Raw genomic sequence first — 17866 nt, forward strand, 5'->3', positions numbered from 1 at the left:
GGGCGGTTCCATAACGACGACTCGCCGCGAGCGGACGTGGTCCCGTCAGCAGGTGGTGGGCGGGGTTCCTCCGGACTGGAGGGTCTGGACGAAGGCCAGGGCGTCGTCGAAGGACGCGCCGATGGCGGCGCGGTGGTCGGCGCCGGCGTATTCGCGGTACGCGATGGCCGGGGACCGCTTGCACAGGTCGGCGACCAGCGCCTTCGTCGCGGCGGGGGAGACCGACGTGTCGGCGGTGCCCTGCGCGACGAGGGTCGGGACCCGCAGGTCGAGGCCGGTGGCCTCCTGCGTGTTGAAGTAGGTCTCGAACGCGGTCAGGTCGGCGTCCGGGCGGAAGACCTGGTCCAGCGGGATCGACGAGCCCGCCTCGCGGAGCTGCGCGAGGCACGCGGTCGTCCGGCCGGACGCGAGGACCGCCGCGGCCCGGTCGGTCAGCAGCTTCTCCGGGTGGAAGGACGGGTTCGCCGCCTCGGCCCCGTTGAGCAGCACGAACAGGAACGGCAGCGCCAGCTCCGCGCCCGGGTACCGCGCCTGGACGTACGTCGCCGTCTCCGCCATGTGCGACCCGGGCGCGATCGACACGGCGCCCTTCAGCCGCACGTCGCGGGTCTTCTCGGCGGCCGTGAAGAGCGTCGCGTGCCCGCCCTGGCTGTGCCCGGCGACGTAGAAGGTCCGTCCGATGTGCGGGTCGACGCCGTGCGCGGCCCGGACGATGTCGATGACGGTGTTCGCCTCGCTCGCCCCGTTCATGTACGGGTGCCCGCCCGGCGTGCCCATGCCCTCGTAGTCGGTCTGGACGACGGCGAACCCGTGCGCCACCCACTTGTCGAGGTAGCCCTCGGTGATCGACAGGTAGTCGTGCGCCGGGCCGGTGGCGGTGTCGCGGGACGGCGCGCACGCGTCGGCGGTGCCGGTCGTGCCGTGCGCCCAGCTGATCACGGGCCAGCCGCCGCGCGGCGCCTTGCCCTTCGGGACGGCGACGGTGCCCGTCACCGCGATCCGCTTGCCGCCGACGCCCTCCGAGACGTAGCGGATCGCGCGGGTGAAGGAGGCGGACGGCAGGGCCGCGGCGGTGTGCAGCGGCGCGCTCGCCAGCAGCGTCCCGCGATGCCCGGCATCGGCGTGCGCGGGCTCGGCGTGCGCGGGGACGGCGGTGGCGGCGAGCCCGGCGGCGGCCACGGCGGCCGTCGCGGCGGCGGTCAGGCGCCCCCTGGCGAATCTCACGTGCGGTTCCTCCTCATGTCCTGGACGGCGCGGTAGGCGAAGGCCATCGCTGATCCGATCGGAATGCCCGGCCCGGGGTAGACGGGGCCGGTGAACGATGCGCTGGTGTTGCCCGCGGCGTAGAGCCCGGGGATGGGACGGTCGGCGCCGTCGAGGACGCGGCCGTCGGGGTCGGTGCGCAGCCCGCCCTTCGTCCCGAGGTCGCTGAGCACGATCTCCGCGGCGTAGTACGGCGGCTCGTCGACCGGGACGAGGCCGGGCCTCCCGCCGGTGAAGAACAGGTCGTAGGGGTCCTCGCCGCGGTGGAAGTCCTCGTCGACGCCCTTGGCGGCGAGGCCGTTGAAGCGTTCCACGGTCGCGGCGAGCGTGCCGGCGGGCAGGCCGGTCGCGGCGGCGAGCTCGGCGAGGGAGCCTGCTTCGATCCATGTGCCGGACGCGACCTGCTCCTCCAGCGCCACCGGCGGGACGGAGATCGCCGGCAGGCCCTTCGAGCGGGCGTCGAAGATCAGGTGGAACGGTCCCTCGGCCGCCGCGAGCCGCCGCCCCATCTGGTCGTACGGGAGCGACTCGTTGCCGAACCGGCGGCCCGAGCCGTCCACGACGAGCCCGCCGCGGAACCCGAGCGTGAACGCGGGCAGGCCGTCCGGCGTGAGGACGCCGGGGCAGAACCACGCCTGGTCGAGCAGGCCGGTGGACGCGCCGGCCGCGACGGCGGCGGTGATCGCGTCGCCGGTGTTGGCGCCGTCCGGGGCCATCGTCCAGGCGGCGCCGCCGGGGACGCCGCGCTCGCCGCGCAGCGCGGCCGACGACTCGAAGCCCCCGGCCGCGAGCAGCACGCCGTGCCGGGCGCGGAGCCGGCGCGGGCCGTCCGGCGCCGCCGCGACGACGCCGGTGACCTCGCCGTCCTCGACGACCAGGTCCGTCAGCGCGGTGCCGGTGCGGACGTCGCCGTTGCCCGTCGCGGTGATCGCCAGCAGCAGCCGACCGATCAGCGCGCGGCCCTGCACCAGCGGCTTGGACGCGGAGTGCCCGCGTCCCGCCCGGTCCCGGTCGACCGGCGGCCGGACGAGCCCGGCCAGGTCGCCGAGCCGCTCGGCGGGCAGCGGCAGCGGGACGAACGACCGGCCCATGTCCATCCGGCCGGGCGCGTCGTAGTAGTCGGGGAACGGCTGGAACTCGAACTCGATCGCCGGGTCCTTCTCCAGGAAGTCCACCAGCTCCGGCGCCGTCTCCAGGAACGCCTCCCGGTGCGCGGCGGTCCCGTCGCCGATCAGCGCCCGCAGGTAGGTGCGCGCCGACTCGGTCGAGTCGCCGATCCCGGCCCGCTCCTGCACCCGCGTGCCGGGCAGCCAGATCGCCGACCCCGAGTACGCCGACGTCCCGCCGAGCACCCCCGTCTTCTCCAGGACCGCCGTCCGCAGCCCGGCCGAGGCCGCGGCGAGCGCCCCCGCCATCGCGCCGGCCCCCGAACCGGCCACCACCACGTCGTATTCGTCGTCCCACGATTCCCCGGCGTTTCCCACGTGACGTCCCCTCCGAGCCTCGGGTGCTGGCGCGGCCACAAGGTAAGCGGGGCCGCGGCGCACCGGGACGCCCGGTCCCACTGACCGGTATCGACGATCGCGGGACGTGCCGGGACTCCGGATATTGTTCCTTGTCAGCACCGGAAAGGACGTGGGGGAGGATCGTGGCGAGGATCGCGTCGGCGAGGCTGTCCGCCGAGCCGAGCTCACCCGAGCAGCACGACCGCCGCCAGCGCATACTGCGCGCGGCGGCGCGCATCGGCGCGGAGAAGTCCCTCGAGCGCGTCCAGATGCACGAGGTGGCGAAGGCCGCCGGCGTGGCGATCGGCACCCTGTACCGGTACTTCCCGTCGAAGGTCCACCTGTTCACCGGCGTGATGGCCGCGCAGGTCGACCGGCTCCGCGACCAGGTCACCGAGCCCGACCCGGACACCGCGCCCGAGGAGGCCGTCGCCGACCTGCTGGTGCAGGCCAGCCGGTACCTGATGGCGCAGCCGGTGCTGTCGACGTCGATGCTGCACGCGTCCAACACCGCGCACGTCGCGACGGTCGCCGACACCGTCCACATCGACAACACCTTCCGCGAGATCCTGCTGCGCGCCGTGGGCATCGAGGTGCCGACCGCGCAGGACGTCACGCTCGTCCGGCTGCTGATGCAGTGCTGGTACGGCGTGCTCCAGTCGAGCCTCAACGGGCGCGCGTCCATGGCGGACGTGGAGAGCGACATCCGGCTGGCCTGCAAGCTCCTCCTCGCGCCGCGCTCGAACGCCCCCGGGAACGCGCCCGGCAATGCGCATGGCAACGCGCCTGGGAACGCCGCGGGGAACGCCCCCGGGAAGGCCCCCGAGTAGGCGCTCCCGTTCATCGGGATCGTCCCGGCGGGGCATACCGGGCCGCGGTTAGCGTTCCGGCATGAATCGCTACGACGGCGTGAAAGTGCTCCTGACCGGGGCCGCGTCGGGCATCGGACGCGCCACCGCGCACCGGCTCGCCGCCGAGGGCGCCGCGGTCTACGCCGTGGACCGGTCCGCGGACGGGCTCGCCGAGACCGCCGCCGGCGCCCCCGGCCCGGGGACGGTCGCCACGCGGGTCGCCGACGTCACCGACGAGCCCGCCGTGATCGCCGCGGTCGCCGGCGCGGCGGAGACGCTCGGCGGCATCGACGTCCTGGTCAACGTCGCGGGCGTGCACAAGACCACCCCGATCGGGACGCTGTCGGTCGCGGACCTGACGTGGATCTTCAACGTCAACCTCGTCGGCACCGCGCTGTTCTGCCGGGAGGCCCTCAAGCACCTCCCGGACGGCACCGGCGTCATCATCAACACCTCGTCGCTGTCGGCGACGCAGGGCAACCCGTACATGACGGCCTACTCGGCGTCCAAGGGCGCCGTGCTGGCGTTCTCGCTGAGCCTCGCGGCCGAGCTGACCGCGCGCCGCATCCGCGTCGTGCCGATCTCCCCCGGAACCGTCGACACCCCGCTGACCAGGGCCGACATGTTCCCCGAGGGGACCGACCTCAGCTACTTCACGCGGATCGTGTCGCCGTTCGGGGTCGCCGATCCCGCGCAGATCGCGTCCGTCATCGCGTTCGCCGGGTCGTCCGACGCCGGCTACCTGACCGGCGCCGAGCTGCGCGTCGACGGCGGCTCGCACCTGTAGCCCCCGGCACGTCCGGCCTCGCGGCCTCGTCCGGGACATCGAAAGGAAGACGTACATGGGACGCACCATCGCCGTGAGCGGGTCGGCCTCCGGCATCGGGAAGACGCTGGCGGAGCTGCTGCGCAAGCAGGGCGACGAGGTCGTCGGGGTCGATCTGCGCGACGCCGAGGTGTGCGCCGACCTCAGCACGGCCGAGGGGCGGATGCAGGCCGTCGCGGAGGTGCTGGAACGCTCCGGCGGCGCGCTCGACGGCGCCGTCGCCTGCGCCGGGGTGACCGGCCCGACGCCGCTGACCGTCCAGGTCAACTACTTCGGCGCGGTCGCGCTGCTGGACGGCCTGCGCCCGGCGCTCGCCGAGGCGGAGGCGCCGCGCGCCGCGGTGGTCGGCTCGATCTCCGGGACGCAGCCGGTGGACGACGCGGTGCTGCGCGCCTGCCTGGAGGGCGACGAGCCCGCCGCGCTCGCGGCGGCGGACCGGGTCCTGGCGGCGAAGCAGGGCAACCGGCTCTACCCGTCGTCGAAGTCGGCGCTCGCGCAGTGGCTGCGGCGCGTGGCGGTGACGCCGGAGTGGGCGGGCGCCGGGATCCCGCTGAACGCGATCGCGCCCGGCGTCGTCCGGACGCCGATGAGCGCGCCGCTGTTCGAGGACGAGAAGATGTTCAAGATCATGAACGAGGCGGTGCCGATGCCGCTGAACGGCTACGCGGACGCGATCGTCATCGCCGAGGCGCTGGCCTGGCTGGTGTCGCCCGCGAACTCGCACATGGCGGGCCAGGTCGTCTACGTGGACGGCGGCGCCGAGGCGACCCTCCGGGGCCCGTCCGTCTTCTGACCTGTACCGTCTTCTGAGCTGTACGGTCGTGTGACCGGAAGACGCCGAAGGCCGCCCCTCCGCGCCGGGGGCGGCCTTCGGGCGTTCGCGGGGTCAGCCGGCGTTGGTGCCGGTGGTGTCCAGCTTCGCCACGCTGTAGGCGGCGTAGGTCCGGTGCGGGTCGCGGTCCGCGAAGTACGGCGTGACCTGCGCGCCGAACTCCTCGACGGAGAACACGCCGTCCGCGGCGGTGAACTTCTGCTCGACGGTCGGCGCGGCCATCAGCGCGACCATGTCGCCGTACACGATGAACACCTGGCCGCTGATCTTCTCCGCCGCGGGCGAGGCGAGGTAGCCGACGAACGTGCCGACGCGCTCGGGCGCCATCGCGTCCAGGCCGCCGGGGGAGGTGCCCTCGCCGAAGGTCGCCTCGGTCATCGAGGTGCGCGCGCGCGGGCAGATCGCGTTGGCGCGGACCCCGTACCGGCCGAGCCCGGCGGACGTGGACAGGGTGAGCGCGACGATGCCGGCCTTGGCGGCGGAGTAGTTCGGCTGGCCCGCCGACCCGAACAGGAACGCCTCGGACGCGGTGTTGACCACGCGGCCGTAGACCGGGCCGCCTGCGGCCTTGCTCGCCGCCCGCCAGTGCACGGCCGCGGCGCGCGACACCGCCGCGTGCCCCTTCAGGTGGACGTGGATCACGTCGTCCCAGTCCGACTCGGACAGGTTGAACAGCATCTTGTCGCGCAGCACGCCGGCGTTGTTGACCAGCACGTCCAGCGAGCCGTAGGTGTCGACGGCGGCGGAGACGAGGGTGTCGCCCATGGACCAGTCGCCGACGTCCCCGGTGACCGCGATCGCGTTGCCGCCCGCCCCGGTGATCTCGGCGACGACCTTCTCGGCGGCCGGGCCCACGTCGTTGACGACGACGTTGGCGCCCTGCGCGGCCAGCGCGAGGGCCTCGGCGCGGCCCAGCCCGGCGCCCGCGCCGGTGACGATGGCGGTGCGGCCCGCCAGGGAGAGGTCAGCGTTCATCGGTGCTCCCGGTATGTCCGTGCGTTTCGGCCGGACCGGAGACTAGTACGTATTCTAGTTGGCGCGCGGCGACGGTCCCGCTCAGCGGGCCCGTCCCGCGTCCGTGGTCAGCGGGGACCGGTGAGTGGGACGTCGTTTGCCAGCCGCAAGAACGAATTCTAGTCTCGCCGCCATGACACTTCAGCTGGCGACCCTGTTCGAGGCGGTGGCCGCGGCCGTGCCGGACCGCCTCGCCGTCGTCTGCGGCGGGCGCAGGCTGACCTTCGAGCAGCTCGACGCGCGCGCTGACGCCGTGGCGCGCGCGCTGCGCACGGCGGGCATCGGCCCAGGGGAGCACGTCGGCGTCCACATGCCGAACGGCACCGAGTACGTCGAGACGCTGCTCGGCTGCCTGAAGGCCAGGGCCGTCCCGGTCAACATCAACTACCGGTACACCGACCGCGAGCTGCGCCACCTCTACACCGACGCGGGGCTCGCCGCCCTCGTCGTCGACGAGGAGTACGCGCCGGCCGCCGCGCGCGTCGCGCACGACTGCCCCCGCCTCCGCCACGTCGAGATCGTCCGCCCGGACCCGACCGCCGCAAACGAGCCCGCCGCAAACGCCGCAGGCAGCGCGGCAGGCGACGCGGCAGGCGACGTGGCGGGCGGCGTGGGGGGCGGCGTGGCGGGCGGCGGGCTGGAGTGGCCGTCGCGGATCAGCGTCCGCGACTACGACGCCGAACCGGGCGAGGCCGACCCGTCCCTGCGCGAGGGCCGCAGCCCCGACGACCACTACGTCCTCTACACCGGCGGGACGACCGGGCTGCCCAAAGGCGTCGTGTGGCGGCACGAGGACTTCTACATGGCCGCCGTCAGCGGCGGGAACCCGTACGGCGACCCGCACCTCACCGCCGAGGACCTGGCCGCCGCCGCGAAGGCCGGCACCGGGTTCGGCTACCTGCTGACGATGCCGCTGATGCACGGCGCCGCCGCCTACACGCTGCTCATCGCCCTGTTCACCGGCTCCCACGCGATCCTGGCGCGCCGCTTCGCCCCGGTCGCGACGCTGCGCCTGATCGAACGCGAGAAGCCGATGATCGTCACGGTGGTCGGCGACGCGATCGCCCGTCCGCTCGCCGACGCGATCCGCGCGCACGGCGCCGAAGCCGACCTGTCGTCGGTGAAGGTCGTCGGCTCGGGCGGCGCGATCTTCTCGCGCAGCGTCCAGGAGGAGATCGCCGAGCTGATCCCGGGCGTCTACATCAACAACGGGTTCGGCGCGTCCGAGTCCGGGGTGGACGGCAGCGTCCAGGTCGGCGCGGACGGGCTGATGCGGATCGCCCCGAGCCCGCGCCTCACCGTCGTCGACGATGCCATGAACCCGATCCCGCCCGGCTCGGACGAGATCGGCGTCGTCGCCCGGTCCGGACACGTCCCGCTCGGCTACCACAACGACCCGGAGAAGACCGCCCGCACGTTCCCCGTGATCGGCGGGACGCGGTGGGCGGTCCTCGGCGACATGGCCCGCGTCGAGGCCGACGGCACCACCGTCGTGCTCGGCCGCGGCTCCGGCTGCGTCAACACCGGCGGCGAGAAGGTCTTCCCCGAGGAGGTCGAGCAGGCCCTCAAGGCGCACCCCGCCGTCATGGACGCGCTGGTCGCGGGCGTCCCGGACGACCGGTTCGGCGAGCGCGTCGCCGCCGTCGTCGAGCTGCGCGCCGGCGCGTCCGCCACCGCCGAAGACCTGCGGGCGCACTGCCGCGCGCACCTCGCCGGCTACAAGATCCCGGCGCTGGTCGCGTTCACGGACGCGGTCGTCCGCTCGCCGAGCGGCAAGGCCGACTACCGCTGGGCCAAGCGCTTCCTCACCACCTCCCGTTGAGTTGCGGCGTGCCGCCCTCGTTCAGGCGCGGGCGAGGGCGCGCCACAGCTCAACGACGAACCTCGAGAAGGAGATCCTCATGGCCGAGGCCGTGATCGTCGACGCCGTCCGGACGCCGGTCGGCAAGCGCTACGGCGCGCTGTCCGGGCTGCATCCGGCGCAGCTGCTCGGCCTGGCGCAGAAGGGGCTGCTGGAGCGCGCGGGCGTCGACCCCGCCGCGGTCGGGCAGGTCGTCGGCGGCTGCGTGACACAGGTCGGCGAGCAGTCCAACAACGTCACCCGCAACGCCTGGCTGTATGCGGGCCTGCCGTTCACGACGGCCTGCACGACGATCGACTGCGCGTGCGGCTCGTCGCAGCAGGCGGTGCACCTGGTCGCGGGGCTGATCGCGGCCGGCGCGATCGACGCGGGCATCGGCTGCGGCGTCGAGGCGATGAGCCGGGTGTTCCTCGGCCAGGCCCTCGCGCCCGGCACCGGCAGCCCGGCGCCCGACGGCTGGGAGATCGACTACCCCGACCAGTTCACCGCCGCCGAGCGGATCGCGAGGAAGCGCGGCATCACCCGTGCGGACGCCGACGCGCTCGGCGTCGCGTCGCAGGCCAGGGCGCGGCGCGCGTGGGACGAGGACCGGTTCGCCGGGCAGATCGTCGAGATCGAGGCGCCCGTCATGACCAGGGAGGGCCCGACCGGCGAGACCGCCGTCGTCAGCCGCGACCAGGGGCTGCGCGACACCACCGCCGAGGCGCTCGCGAAGCTGAACCCGGTCATCCCGGACGGCATCCACACCGCCGGGAACTCCTCGCAGATCAGCGACGGCGCCGCCGCGGTGCTGCTGATGTCGGCGGAGAAGGCCGCCGCGCTCGGGCTGCGGCCGCGCGCCCGGATCGTCGCGTCCGGCATGGTCGGCTCCGACCCCTACTACCACCTGGACGGCCCGGTCGAGGCGACCTCGCACGTGCTCGACCGCGCCGGGATGAAGCTCTCCGACATCGACCTCGTCGAGATCAACGAGGCGTTCGCGTCGGTCGTGCTGTCGTGGGCGTCGGTGCACGAGCCGGACATGGACAAGGTCAACGTCAACGGCGGCGCCATCGCCCTCGGCCACGCCGTCGGCTCCACCGGCGCCCGCCTGATCACCCAGGCCGTGAACGAGCTGGAGCGCGCGGACAAGTCCACCGCGCTCGTCACCATGTGCGCCGGCGGCGCGCACTCCACGGCCACCATCATCGAACGGATCTGAGGACTCACGCACATGACCATCGGGCTGACCGAGGAGCACCGCGACCTGCGCGACGCGGTGCGGGCCTTCACGTCCCGGCAGGTGACGCAGGCCGCCGTCCGCGCGGCCGTCGACGCCGGGGCCGAGAAGGCGCCGGCGTTCTGGGACGACCTCGCCGGGCAGGGGCTGCTCGGCCTGCACCTGCCGGAGGATGCGGGCGGCGCCGGGTACGGGCTGGTCGAGCTGGCCGTCGTGGTCGAGGAGCTCGGCCGCGCGATGACCCCCGGGCCGTTCCTGCCGACCGTCCTCGCGAGCGCGGTGCTGCACCGGGCCGGGCACTCCGCGCACCTGGAAGGGCTCGCGTCCGGCGCGACGCTCGGCGCGGTCGGGCTGGAGGCGGGCGGGCTGACGCTGTCGCGTTCCGGCGGCGTCGTCACGCTGACCGGCGTCTCCGCGCCGGTGCTCGGCGGGCAGCTCGCCGACGTGTTCGTGCTGCCCGCTACCGACGGCGACGCGACGGCATGGGTCGTCCTGCCGCGCGACGCCGTCACCGTCGAGGCGCTGCCGAGCCACGACCTCACCCGGCGCCTGGCCAGGGTCGGGTTGGAGAACGCAACCGTCCCCGCGGAGTCGGTTGTGAACCTGGACTCGCAGGACGTCCTCGACCTCGCCGCGACGCTGTTCGCCGCCGAGGCGTCCGGCCTCGCCGACTGGGCGACCACCACCGCTGCCGAGTACGCCAAGGTCCGTGAGCAGTTCGGCCGCCCCATCGGCCAGTTCCAGGGCGTCAAGCACCGCTGCGCCCGGATGCTCGCCCACGCCGAGCAGGCCCGCGCCTGCGCCTGGGACGCCGCCCGCGCCCAGGACGAATCCCGCGCCCAGCACGGATCCGGGGCCCAGCACGGATCCGGGGCCCAGCACGAATCCGGCGCCCAGTACGGATCCGGCGCGAAGCGCGGCGAGGCGTCCCTCGCGGCCGCCGTCGCCGGCGCCACCAGCGTCCAAGCCGCGTTCCAGACCGCCAAGGACTGCATCCAGACCCTCGGCGGCATCGGCTTCACCTGGGAGCACGACGCGAGCCTCTACCTGCGCCGCACCCAGACGCTGCGCGTCCTGCTCGGCTCCACCGCGTCGTGGCGGCGCCGCGTCGCGTCCCTCACCCTCGCCGGCGTCCGCCGCGAACTCGGCGTCGACCTGCCGCCGGAGGCCGAGGCCGTCCGCGCCGAGATCCGCGCCGAACTCGAACCCGCGAAGGCCCTCACCGACAAGGAGCGCACCCGCTACCTCGCCGACCGCGGCTACACCGCCCCGCACTTCCCCGCCCCCTGGGGCAAGGGCGCCGACGCCGTCGCCCAGCTCGTCATCTCCGAGGAGATGCGCGCCGCGGACCTGCGCGCCCACGACATGATCATCGGCAACTGGGTCGTCCCGACGCTGATCGCGCACGGCTCGCCCGCCCAGCACGAGCGCTTCCTGCCCGCCTCGCTGCGCGGCGACATCCGCTGGTGCCAGCTGTTCTCCGAGCCCGGCGCCGGCTCCGACCTCGCCGCCCTGTCCACCCGCGCCGAGAAGGTCGACGGCGGCTGGACGATCACCGGGCAGAAGGTCTGGACGTCCATGGCCCGCCAGGCCGACTGGGGGATCCTGCTCGCCCGCACCGACCCGTCCGTCCCCAAGCACAAGGGCCTGTCCTACTTCCTGCTGGACATGAAGTCGCCCGGGATCGACATCCGCCCGCTGCGCGAGCTGACCGGCGACGAGCTGTTCAACGAGGTGTTCCTCGACGGCGTCTTCATCCCCGACGACCTGCTCGTCGCCGGGCCCGGCGACGGCTGGAAGCTCGCCCGCACCACCCTCGCCAACGAGCGCGTCTCGCTGTCCAACGACTCGTCCCTCGGCAGCGGCGGCGAGGCCCTCCTCCAGCTCGCCGCCGGGGGCGCCGACGACGAGCGCCTCACCACCCTCGGCGGCATCCTCTGCGACGCCCAGTCCAGCAGCCTGTTCGGGCTGCGCACCACGCTGCGCTCCCTCGCCGGCGGCCAGCCCGGCGCCGAGTCCAGCATCGGCAAGCTGATCGGCGTCGAGCACATCCAGCAGGTGTGGGAGACCGCCGTCGACTGGATCGGCGCGGACGCGCTGACCGGCGAGGGCCCCGGCGGCATGGGGGACCCGACCTGGATGTTCCTCAACTCCCGCAACATGTCGATCGCGGGCGGCACCACAGACGTCCAGCTCAACATCATCGGCGAGCGGCTCCTCGGGCTGCCCCGCGACCCGCAGCCCGCCGGGAGGGCCTGATGCCGATGGACCTGCAGGCCGACCGCCGCTCCTGCGGCGTGGACGGCGCCGCCGCCGCGGCCCGCCGGGTGATCGGCGCGCTCGTCCGGGCGGGCGACATCTCCGGCGCCGACATGGCCGACATCGCCGACCGCCTCAACGCCGTCGCCGACGACCTCGAGGCCCAGGCCCCGCCGCTGCGCGACCGCCTGGTGAACATGTGGCGCGGCGACGGCAACACCCGCCACGACCCGGCGACCGGCCCGGAGAACCCGATCGCGCCGCCGCTCGCCTACGTCGGCCGCCCCGACGGATCCATCGAGAGCACCGTCACGCTGGACCTGCCCTACCAGGGCCCGCCGTCCAGCGTCCACGGCGGCGTCTCCGCCCTCATGCTCGACCACACCCTCGGCGTCGCGAACGGGTGGGCCGGCACGTCCGGCATGACGGCGGAGCTGACCCTCCGCTACCACCACCTGACGCCGCTGTTCGAGCCCCTGACGGTCACCGCCCGCCAGGTCTCCGTCGACGGCCGCAAGATCCGCACCACCGGCGCCATCAGCGCGAACGGCCGCGACTGCGTCACCGCCGAAGGCCTGTTCATAGCCAAATACCCACCCCGCCCCCGCTGACCGGCGCCACCCGCCCGTACGGTGATTGGGCTAATCTATGTAGATGCCGTCTACGTAGAGTGGAGCTACATTGGCGGGGTTCATCGGGCGGGACGCGGAGCTCGCCGTCCTGCGCAAGCGGCTGGAACGGGTCGCCAGGACCGGGACGGGAGCGGCACTCGCGCTGCGCGGGCGGCGGCAGGTGGGCAAGTCCCGGCTCGTCCAGGAGTTCTGCGACCGCGCCGGCGTGCCGTACGTGTTCTCCACCGCCACCAAGGGCGCCTCGCCGATCGAGGCGGTGGACGCCTTCCTCCGGGACGTCAGGGAGTCGGCGCTGCCGGCGGACCCCGAACTCGTGCCGACGCTGCAGAACGGCAGCTGGCCGGACGCCTTCCGGGTGCTGGCCTCGGTGCTGCCGGACGCGCCGTCCATCCTCGTCCTGGACGAGCTGCCCTGGCTGGCCGAGCAGGACGCGCTGTTCGACGGCGCGCTGCAGACGGGCTGGGACCGGCTCCTGTCGTCCAAGCCCGTGCTGCTCCTGCTGCTCGGCAGCGACGTGCACATGATGGAGCGGCTCACCGCCTACGACCGGCCGTTCTACGGGCGCGCCGACACCATGGCCCTCGGCCCGCTGAACCCGGCGGACCTGAGCGACGCCCTCGGGCTGGGGGCGGCGGACGCCATCGACGCGCACCTGGTGTCGGGCGGGCTGCCCGGGATCGTCCGCACCTGGCCGCACGGGACGCCCGCGCTGGAGTTCCTCGAGGAGGAGTGCGGCGACCCCGCGGCGGCGCTGTTCGGCGTCCCGGAGGCGTCGCTGCTCGCCGAGTTCCCCAACCCCGACGTCTCCCGCCGCGTCATCGAGGCGGTCGGGGCCGGCGACCGCACGCACGCCAACATCGCGGCGTCCGCCGGCAGCCGCGACGGCGCCCTCCCGTCGGGGACGCTCTCGCCCCTGCTGCGGCGCCTCACCGAGGAGAAGCGGATCATCGCGGTCGACGAGCCGCTGTCGGCGCGGCCCGGCAAGCCCGCCCTCTACCGCATCGCCGACAGCAACCTGCGGCTGTACCTGGCGGCGCTGCGGGCGGCGCACGAGCAGGCGCGGCGGGGCCGCCCGGAGGCGGGCTTCCGGATCGTCCGGCGGCGCTGGACCTCGTGGCGCGGGCGCGCCGTCGAGCCGCTGGTGCGGCAGGCCCTCGAGCGCGCGGACCTGCCCTGGCCGGAGGTGGAGGCGGTCGGCGGATGGTGGAACCGGCGGTTCGATCCCGAGGTCGACCTGGTCGGGGCCGACCGCGCGCCCGTCGCGGGCCGCATCGCGTTCGCCGGGTCGGTCAAGTGGCTCGCCGGCCCCTTCGACGACCACGACCTCGCCGGGCTGCGGCGCGCGGCCGTCCAGGTCCCGGGGCTCGACCCGGCCGCGGCCGGGCTCGTGGTGGTGTCCCTGTCCGGCGTCCAGGCGCGCGACGGCGTCGACCTCGTCTGGACGCCGGAGGACGTGGTGGCCGCCTGGCGCTCCTGATCCCGGATCAGCCGAGGGTCTTCTCCACCTCGCGGCGGATGACCTTGCCGGTGGCGTTGCGGGGGAGCGGGTCGGTGGTGATCTTCCAGCGGGACGGGACCTTGAAGTAGGCGAGGCGGTCGCGGGCGAACGCGGCCAGGTCCGCCTCGGCGGCGGGGGCGCCGCCGAAGACGACGACGGCGAGGACCTCCTGGCCGAGGTCGGGGTGCGGGACGCCGAGGACGATGCACTCGCGCACGCCCGGGTACTCGGCGAGGGCGTTCTCGATCTCGGCCGGGTAGACGTTCTCGCCGCCGCGGATGATCAGGTCGGAGCGGCGGGCGGTGAGGCGGAGGCGGCCCTGCTCGACCGTGCCGATGTCGCCGGTGCGCAGCCAGCGGCCGGGGCCGATGGCGCGGGCGGTGGCCTCGTCGTCGCGCCAGTAGCCGAGCATGTTGTAGGCGCTGCGGACGCAGACCTCGCCCTCCTCGCCCTCGGGCAGCGGCTTGCCGCCGGCGTCGCGGATCTCCAGCGCGACGCCGGCGACGGGGCGGCCGAGCGTGCCCGGCGCCTCGGCGAGGTCCATGGGGGACGCGACGGCGACGCCGGTGCAGGTCTCGGTGAGGCCGTAGCTGTCGACGAGGGCGTTCGCGGCGGGCGGGAACGCGGCGCGCAGCTTCTCCTTGAACGCCGGGGAGGACGGCGCGGACGCCAGCGCGAACCCGGTGAGCGAGGACGTGTCGTAGCGGGACAGGTCGCCGTGCTCGATCATCCGGTTCGCCATCGTCGGGACGGCGCCCCAGTTCGTCACGCGCTCCTTCTCGATCAGCCGCAGGACCTTGTCGACGTCGAACGCGCCCTCGTGCATGACGATGGCGGTGCCGGTGGCGAGCCGGGGGACGGCGAGGTTGTGCAGGCTGGCGATGTGGAAGAGGGGGAGCGCGAGGAGGTAGCGGCGGGACGCGGGGTCGGCGGGGTCGCCGAACGCGGTCAGCAGCGCGTCGTTCAGCCGGTGGTACTCGATCACCGAGGTCAGGTTGCGGTGCGAGTGCACCGCCCCCTTCGGGCGGCCTGACGTGCCGCTGGTGTAGAGGATGACCGCCGGGTCGTCCTCGGCGACGTCCGGCAGGTCGAAACCGGCGGACGGGTACCGGGCGGCGAGTGCCGGGACGTCCTCCTCGATCGTCAGCACGCGGGTACCGGACGGCATCTGCGCGGCGCGCTTGGCGTCGGCGATGACGAGCGCCGGTTCGGTGTGGCCGAGGGCGTACTCGATCTCGCGGGGCGCCCACCAGGCGTTGTAGCCGACGGCGATGGCGCCCGCCGCGATCGCGCCCCAGAACGCGACGATCCATTCCGGGGTGTTGGCGGCGTCGATGGCGACGCGGTCGCCGGGCCGCACGCCGTGCTCGTCGCGCAGCGCCTTCGCCAGCGACGCGGCCTGCGCGGCGTGCTCGGCGAAGCTCAGCCGGCGGTCCGCGGTGACGATGTAGTCGCGGTCGCCGAGGGCGGCGGACCGGGCGAGCACCTCGCCGAGGCTGCGGGCCCGTCCGGCGAACACCGGCAGCCGGGTGCCGAGCACCTCCTCCTCGCGCAGTTCGAACTCGCCGCCGGGGCCGGTCAGCCGCTGCATGATCTCCATCGCCGTCGTGGGCATCGAGCCTCCTCCTCGCGTGGCCGAAGGCTCTCACCCCGGCCGCGGGGACCAGCGGGTCTTTCCGCTGAGCGAGACCGGACCGCAGGGTACCCGGCCTGCTTGGAGCGTTCCCGGTGAGCGGGACTGCGGCTATTGCGTGGGCCGCGTCACATCACCATGACCGCACCAGGACGGATGCAGGGGGGATGACATGGGAAGCCTCGACGGCAAGGTCGCGATCGTCACCGGTGCGGGCCAGGGCGTCGGCCAGGGCATCGCGCTGGCGCTGGCGTCGGAGGGCGCGGCGATCGCCGTGCTCGGCCGGACGCCCGACAAGCTGGAGACGACGTGCGACCTGGTCCGGGAGCGGGGCGCGGACGCCGAGCCGTTCGCCTGCGACGTGGCCGACACGGGGGCGATCCCCGGCGTGGTGGACGCGGTCGCGGGCCGGTTCGGGGGCGTCGACATCCTCGTCAACAACGCCTATTCGGGCGGGTACGGGCCGCTGCTGGAGATGAGCGACGAGAAGTTCCAGCGGGGCTTCGTGTCCGGCCCGTTCGCGGCGTTCGCGTTCATGAAGGCGTGCCATCCGCTGATGAAGGCGCGGGGCGGCGGCAACATCGTCAACCTCGTGACGTCGGCGATGGTGCGCTGGGACCCGACGACGTACGGCGCGTACGCGGCGGCCAAGCAGGCGCTGCGGTCGCTGACCCGGACGGCCGCCGCCGAGTGGGGCCCGGACGGGATCCGCGCCAACTCCATCGCCCCGCATGCCCTCTCACCTGGGCTGAAGCGGTGGACGGAGGCGTTCCCGGAGGCGGCGGAGGAGTTCCGCAAGACGATCCCGCTCGGCTACATCGGCGACTGCGAGGCCGACATCGGCAACGCCGTCGTCGCCCTCGTCCAGCCGGGCCTGCGCTACCTGACCGGCGCGACCGTGCCGCTGGACGGCGGCCAGGCCTACTTCGGCTGACACCGCCCGCTTCGGCTGATCACGAGACCACGCCCCCCGCCGTACCCCACCCACCCCACCGCCGCTTCGCCGCGGCCGGTGAAAGGAGACACGGCCGAATGAAGGTCGAGAAGATCGGGCGCCTCGCTGCGGGCGCCCTCGCGGTGACGCTGCTGGCGTCCTGCGCCAGCTCGCGGTCCGGCACGGACACGACGTCCGGCGGCGGCGGGACGCGCGACGGCGGCACGACCGGCGCCGCCGCGTCCGCCACGTCGTTCGGGACGTTGCCGTCCCCGTGCGGCAAGGGCGACGCGAAGGGGTCCACGGACCAGGGCGTCACCGACGGCGAGATCCGCATCGGGTTCGGCGACGACCGTGGGTTCACCTCCGCGCCGGGCCTGTCCAAGGAGATGGGCGACGCGGTCAGCGCCATGATCGACTGGTGCAACCAGCAGGGCGGCATCAACGGGCGCACGATCAAGGGCGACCAGTACGACGCCGCCTACACCCAGTCGGTGAAGGTGGTGCAGCAGGCCTGCAAGCAGGACTTCATGCTGGTCGGGCAGGGCTTCGCGATGGACGACGCCGCCGAGCAGTACCGGGTCGGCTGCAAGCTGCCGACCGTCGCCGGCTACACCGTCGGCCCGAACGCGGCGATGGGGCCGATGAAGTTCGAGGCCGTCCCGTACCCGGTGGACATGATGAACATCGGGGCGCTGCGGATCGCGGAGAAGCAGTTCCCCGACTTCAAGGGCAAGACGGACGTGCTGCACTCGACGTCCCCGGCGGTCGAGACCGGCTCCGGCAAGGTCGCCGCGGCGATGAACTCGATCGGCGTCAAGCCGATGGACTGCGGCATCAAGCTGAACGACGCCGGTGAGAGCAGCTACATGCCGTTCGCGCAGAAGATCAAGAAGTGCGGCGCGCAGTACCTGTGGACGTCCGACTCGCCGGACCCCGGGCAGTTCAGCCTGCTGGAGACGATCGACCGGGCGGGCGTGAAGCCGACCTACCTGTTCGAGGCGACCTGGTACAGCACGCTGGTCTCGCAGTGGAACAAGGCGGGGATCGGCAACAACATCAACGTCGGCATGATCTTCCAGCCGTTCGAGAACGCGGCGAAGGTGCCCGCGGTCAAGCAGTACATGGACATCGTCAACGCCCACCACGGCAAGGTCGCGCTGCTCGGCATGCAGGCGACGTCGGCGTTCCTGCTGTGGGCGCAGGCGGCCAAGACCTGCGGGTCGCAGCTGACCCGCCAGTGCATGGTGAACGAGCTGGCGAAGGTCCACGAGTGGACGGGCGGCGGGCTGCACGCGCCGACCGACCCGGGCGCGAACAAGCCCGCGTCCTGCGCGCTGATGGTGCGGCTGAACGGGACGAAGTTCGAGCAGGTCTTCCCGAAGAACGTCGGCGAGTTCGAGTGCGGCGGCGACTTCGTGGTCAAGACCGACCCGAAGACCTGGGGCACCTCGCTGAACGGCGACCGCACGTCGACGAAGTTCCTGACCGGCGACGTCATCAAGCCCCAGTCCTCCTGATTCCGCCGGAGGCGCGACA

The 17866-nt window shown here is 73.7% G+C and carries 14 protein-coding genes; 10 read left to right on the top strand and 4 right to left on the bottom strand.

Features of this window, described 5'->3' with window-relative positions:
- Positions 1-45 precede the first annotated feature (45 nt).
- A complete protein-coding gene (locus tag AB0C78_RS10830) occupies positions 46-1224 on the bottom strand; it encodes an alpha/beta hydrolase (RefSeq protein ID WP_360745029.1) in 1179 nt (392 codons plus the stop codon).
- Positions 1221-2747: an FAD-dependent oxidoreductase gene (locus AB0C78_RS10835; RefSeq protein WP_360745032.1), complete on the bottom strand. Its 1527-nt coding sequence runs from the start codon at positions 2745-2747 to the stop codon at positions 1221-1223. The genes AB0C78_RS10830 and AB0C78_RS10835 overlap by 4 nt, the downstream gene beginning before the upstream one ends.
- A gap of 164 nt (positions 2748-2911) precedes the next feature.
- Here AB0C78_RS10835 and AB0C78_RS10840 point away from each other — a divergent pair, with 164 nt between their 5' ends.
- The 3 genes from AB0C78_RS10840 to AB0C78_RS10850 all read left to right on the top strand — a co-directional run bounded on the left by AB0C78_RS10840 (position 2912) and on the right by AB0C78_RS10850 (position 5238).
- Positions 2912-3598: a TetR family transcriptional regulator gene (locus AB0C78_RS10840; RefSeq protein ID WP_360745035.1), complete on the top strand. Its 687-nt coding sequence runs from the start codon at positions 2912-2914 to the stop codon at positions 3596-3598.
- Between the two features lie 61 nt (positions 3599-3659).
- Complete coding sequence (locus tag AB0C78_RS10845; RefSeq protein ID WP_360745038.1) at positions 3660-4406, top strand: SDR family oxidoreductase; 747 nt, start codon at positions 3660-3662, stop codon at positions 4404-4406.
- Positions 4407-4461: 55 nt separating this feature from the next.
- The gene (locus tag AB0C78_RS10850) at positions 4462-5238 is read left to right on the top strand and encodes an SDR family oxidoreductase (protein ID WP_360745041.1); all 777 of its coding nucleotides are present in this window, start codon (positions 4462-4464) and stop codon (positions 5236-5238) included.
- Positions 5239-5331: 93 nt separating this feature from the next.
- Here AB0C78_RS10850 and AB0C78_RS10855 read toward each other — a convergent pair whose 3' ends face one another.
- Entirely contained in the window at positions 5332-6252 is a 921-nt protein-coding gene (locus tag AB0C78_RS10855; RefSeq protein ID WP_360745044.1) for a 3-oxoacyl-ACP reductase, read from the bottom strand.
- A 172-nt stretch (positions 6253-6424) separates the two neighbouring features.
- On the opposite strand from AB0C78_RS10855, the gene AB0C78_RS10860 reads away from it, so the two are divergent.
- From AB0C78_RS10860 to AB0C78_RS10880, 5 genes are all read left to right on the top strand, one after another.
- On the top strand, positions 6425-8113 hold the full coding sequence (locus AB0C78_RS10860) for an AMP-binding protein (protein WP_360745047.1): 1689 nt from the start codon (positions 6425-6427) through the stop codon (positions 8111-8113).
- A gap of 79 nt (positions 8114-8192) precedes the next feature.
- On the top strand, positions 8193-9353 hold the full coding sequence (locus tag AB0C78_RS10865; RefSeq protein WP_360745050.1) for a steroid 3-ketoacyl-CoA thiolase: 1161 nt from the start codon (positions 8193-8195) through the stop codon (positions 9351-9353).
- Positions 9354-9365: 12 nt separating this feature from the next.
- Positions 9366-11630, top strand: a complete 2265-nt coding sequence (locus tag AB0C78_RS10870) for an acyl-CoA dehydrogenase (protein WP_360745053.1) — start codon at positions 9366-9368, stop codon at positions 11628-11630.
- Entirely contained in the window at positions 11630-12241 is a 612-nt protein-coding gene (locus AB0C78_RS10875) for a PaaI family thioesterase (RefSeq protein ID WP_360745056.1), read from the top strand. The genes AB0C78_RS10870 and AB0C78_RS10875 overlap by 1 nt, the downstream gene beginning before the upstream one ends.
- Before the next feature lie 70 nt (positions 12242-12311).
- Positions 12312-13739 carry an AAA family ATPase gene (locus tag AB0C78_RS10880; RefSeq protein ID WP_360745058.1) on the top strand — a complete coding sequence of 476 codons (1428 nt, stop codon included), beginning with the start codon at positions 12312-12314 and terminating at the stop codon, positions 13737-13739.
- 7 nt (positions 13740-13746) lie between these two features.
- Here the strand turns inward: AB0C78_RS10880 and AB0C78_RS10885 are convergent, their stop codons facing one another.
- On the bottom strand, positions 13747-15375 hold the full coding sequence (locus AB0C78_RS10885) for a class I adenylate-forming enzyme family protein (protein ID WP_360745061.1): 1629 nt from the start codon (positions 15373-15375) through the stop codon (positions 13747-13749).
- Between the two features lie 190 nt (positions 15376-15565).
- On the opposite strand from AB0C78_RS10885, the gene AB0C78_RS10890 reads away from it, so the two are divergent.
- A complete protein-coding gene (locus AB0C78_RS10890) occupies positions 15566-16327 on the top strand; it encodes an SDR family oxidoreductase (RefSeq protein WP_360745064.1) in 762 nt (253 codons plus the stop codon).
- A gap of 98 nt (positions 16328-16425) precedes the next feature.
- The gene (locus tag AB0C78_RS10895) at positions 16426-17847 is read left to right on the top strand and encodes an ABC transporter substrate-binding protein (RefSeq protein ID WP_360745067.1); all 1422 of its coding nucleotides are present in this window, start codon (positions 16426-16428) and stop codon (positions 17845-17847) included.
- The last annotated feature ends 19 nt before the right edge of the window (positions 17848-17866 follow it).

It is taken from the genome of Actinomadura sp. NPDC048394 (assembly GCF_040651755.1).
GTDB classification, from domain to species: Bacteria; Actinomycetota; Actinomycetes; order Streptosporangiales; family Streptosporangiaceae; genus Spirillospora; species Spirillospora montaniterrae.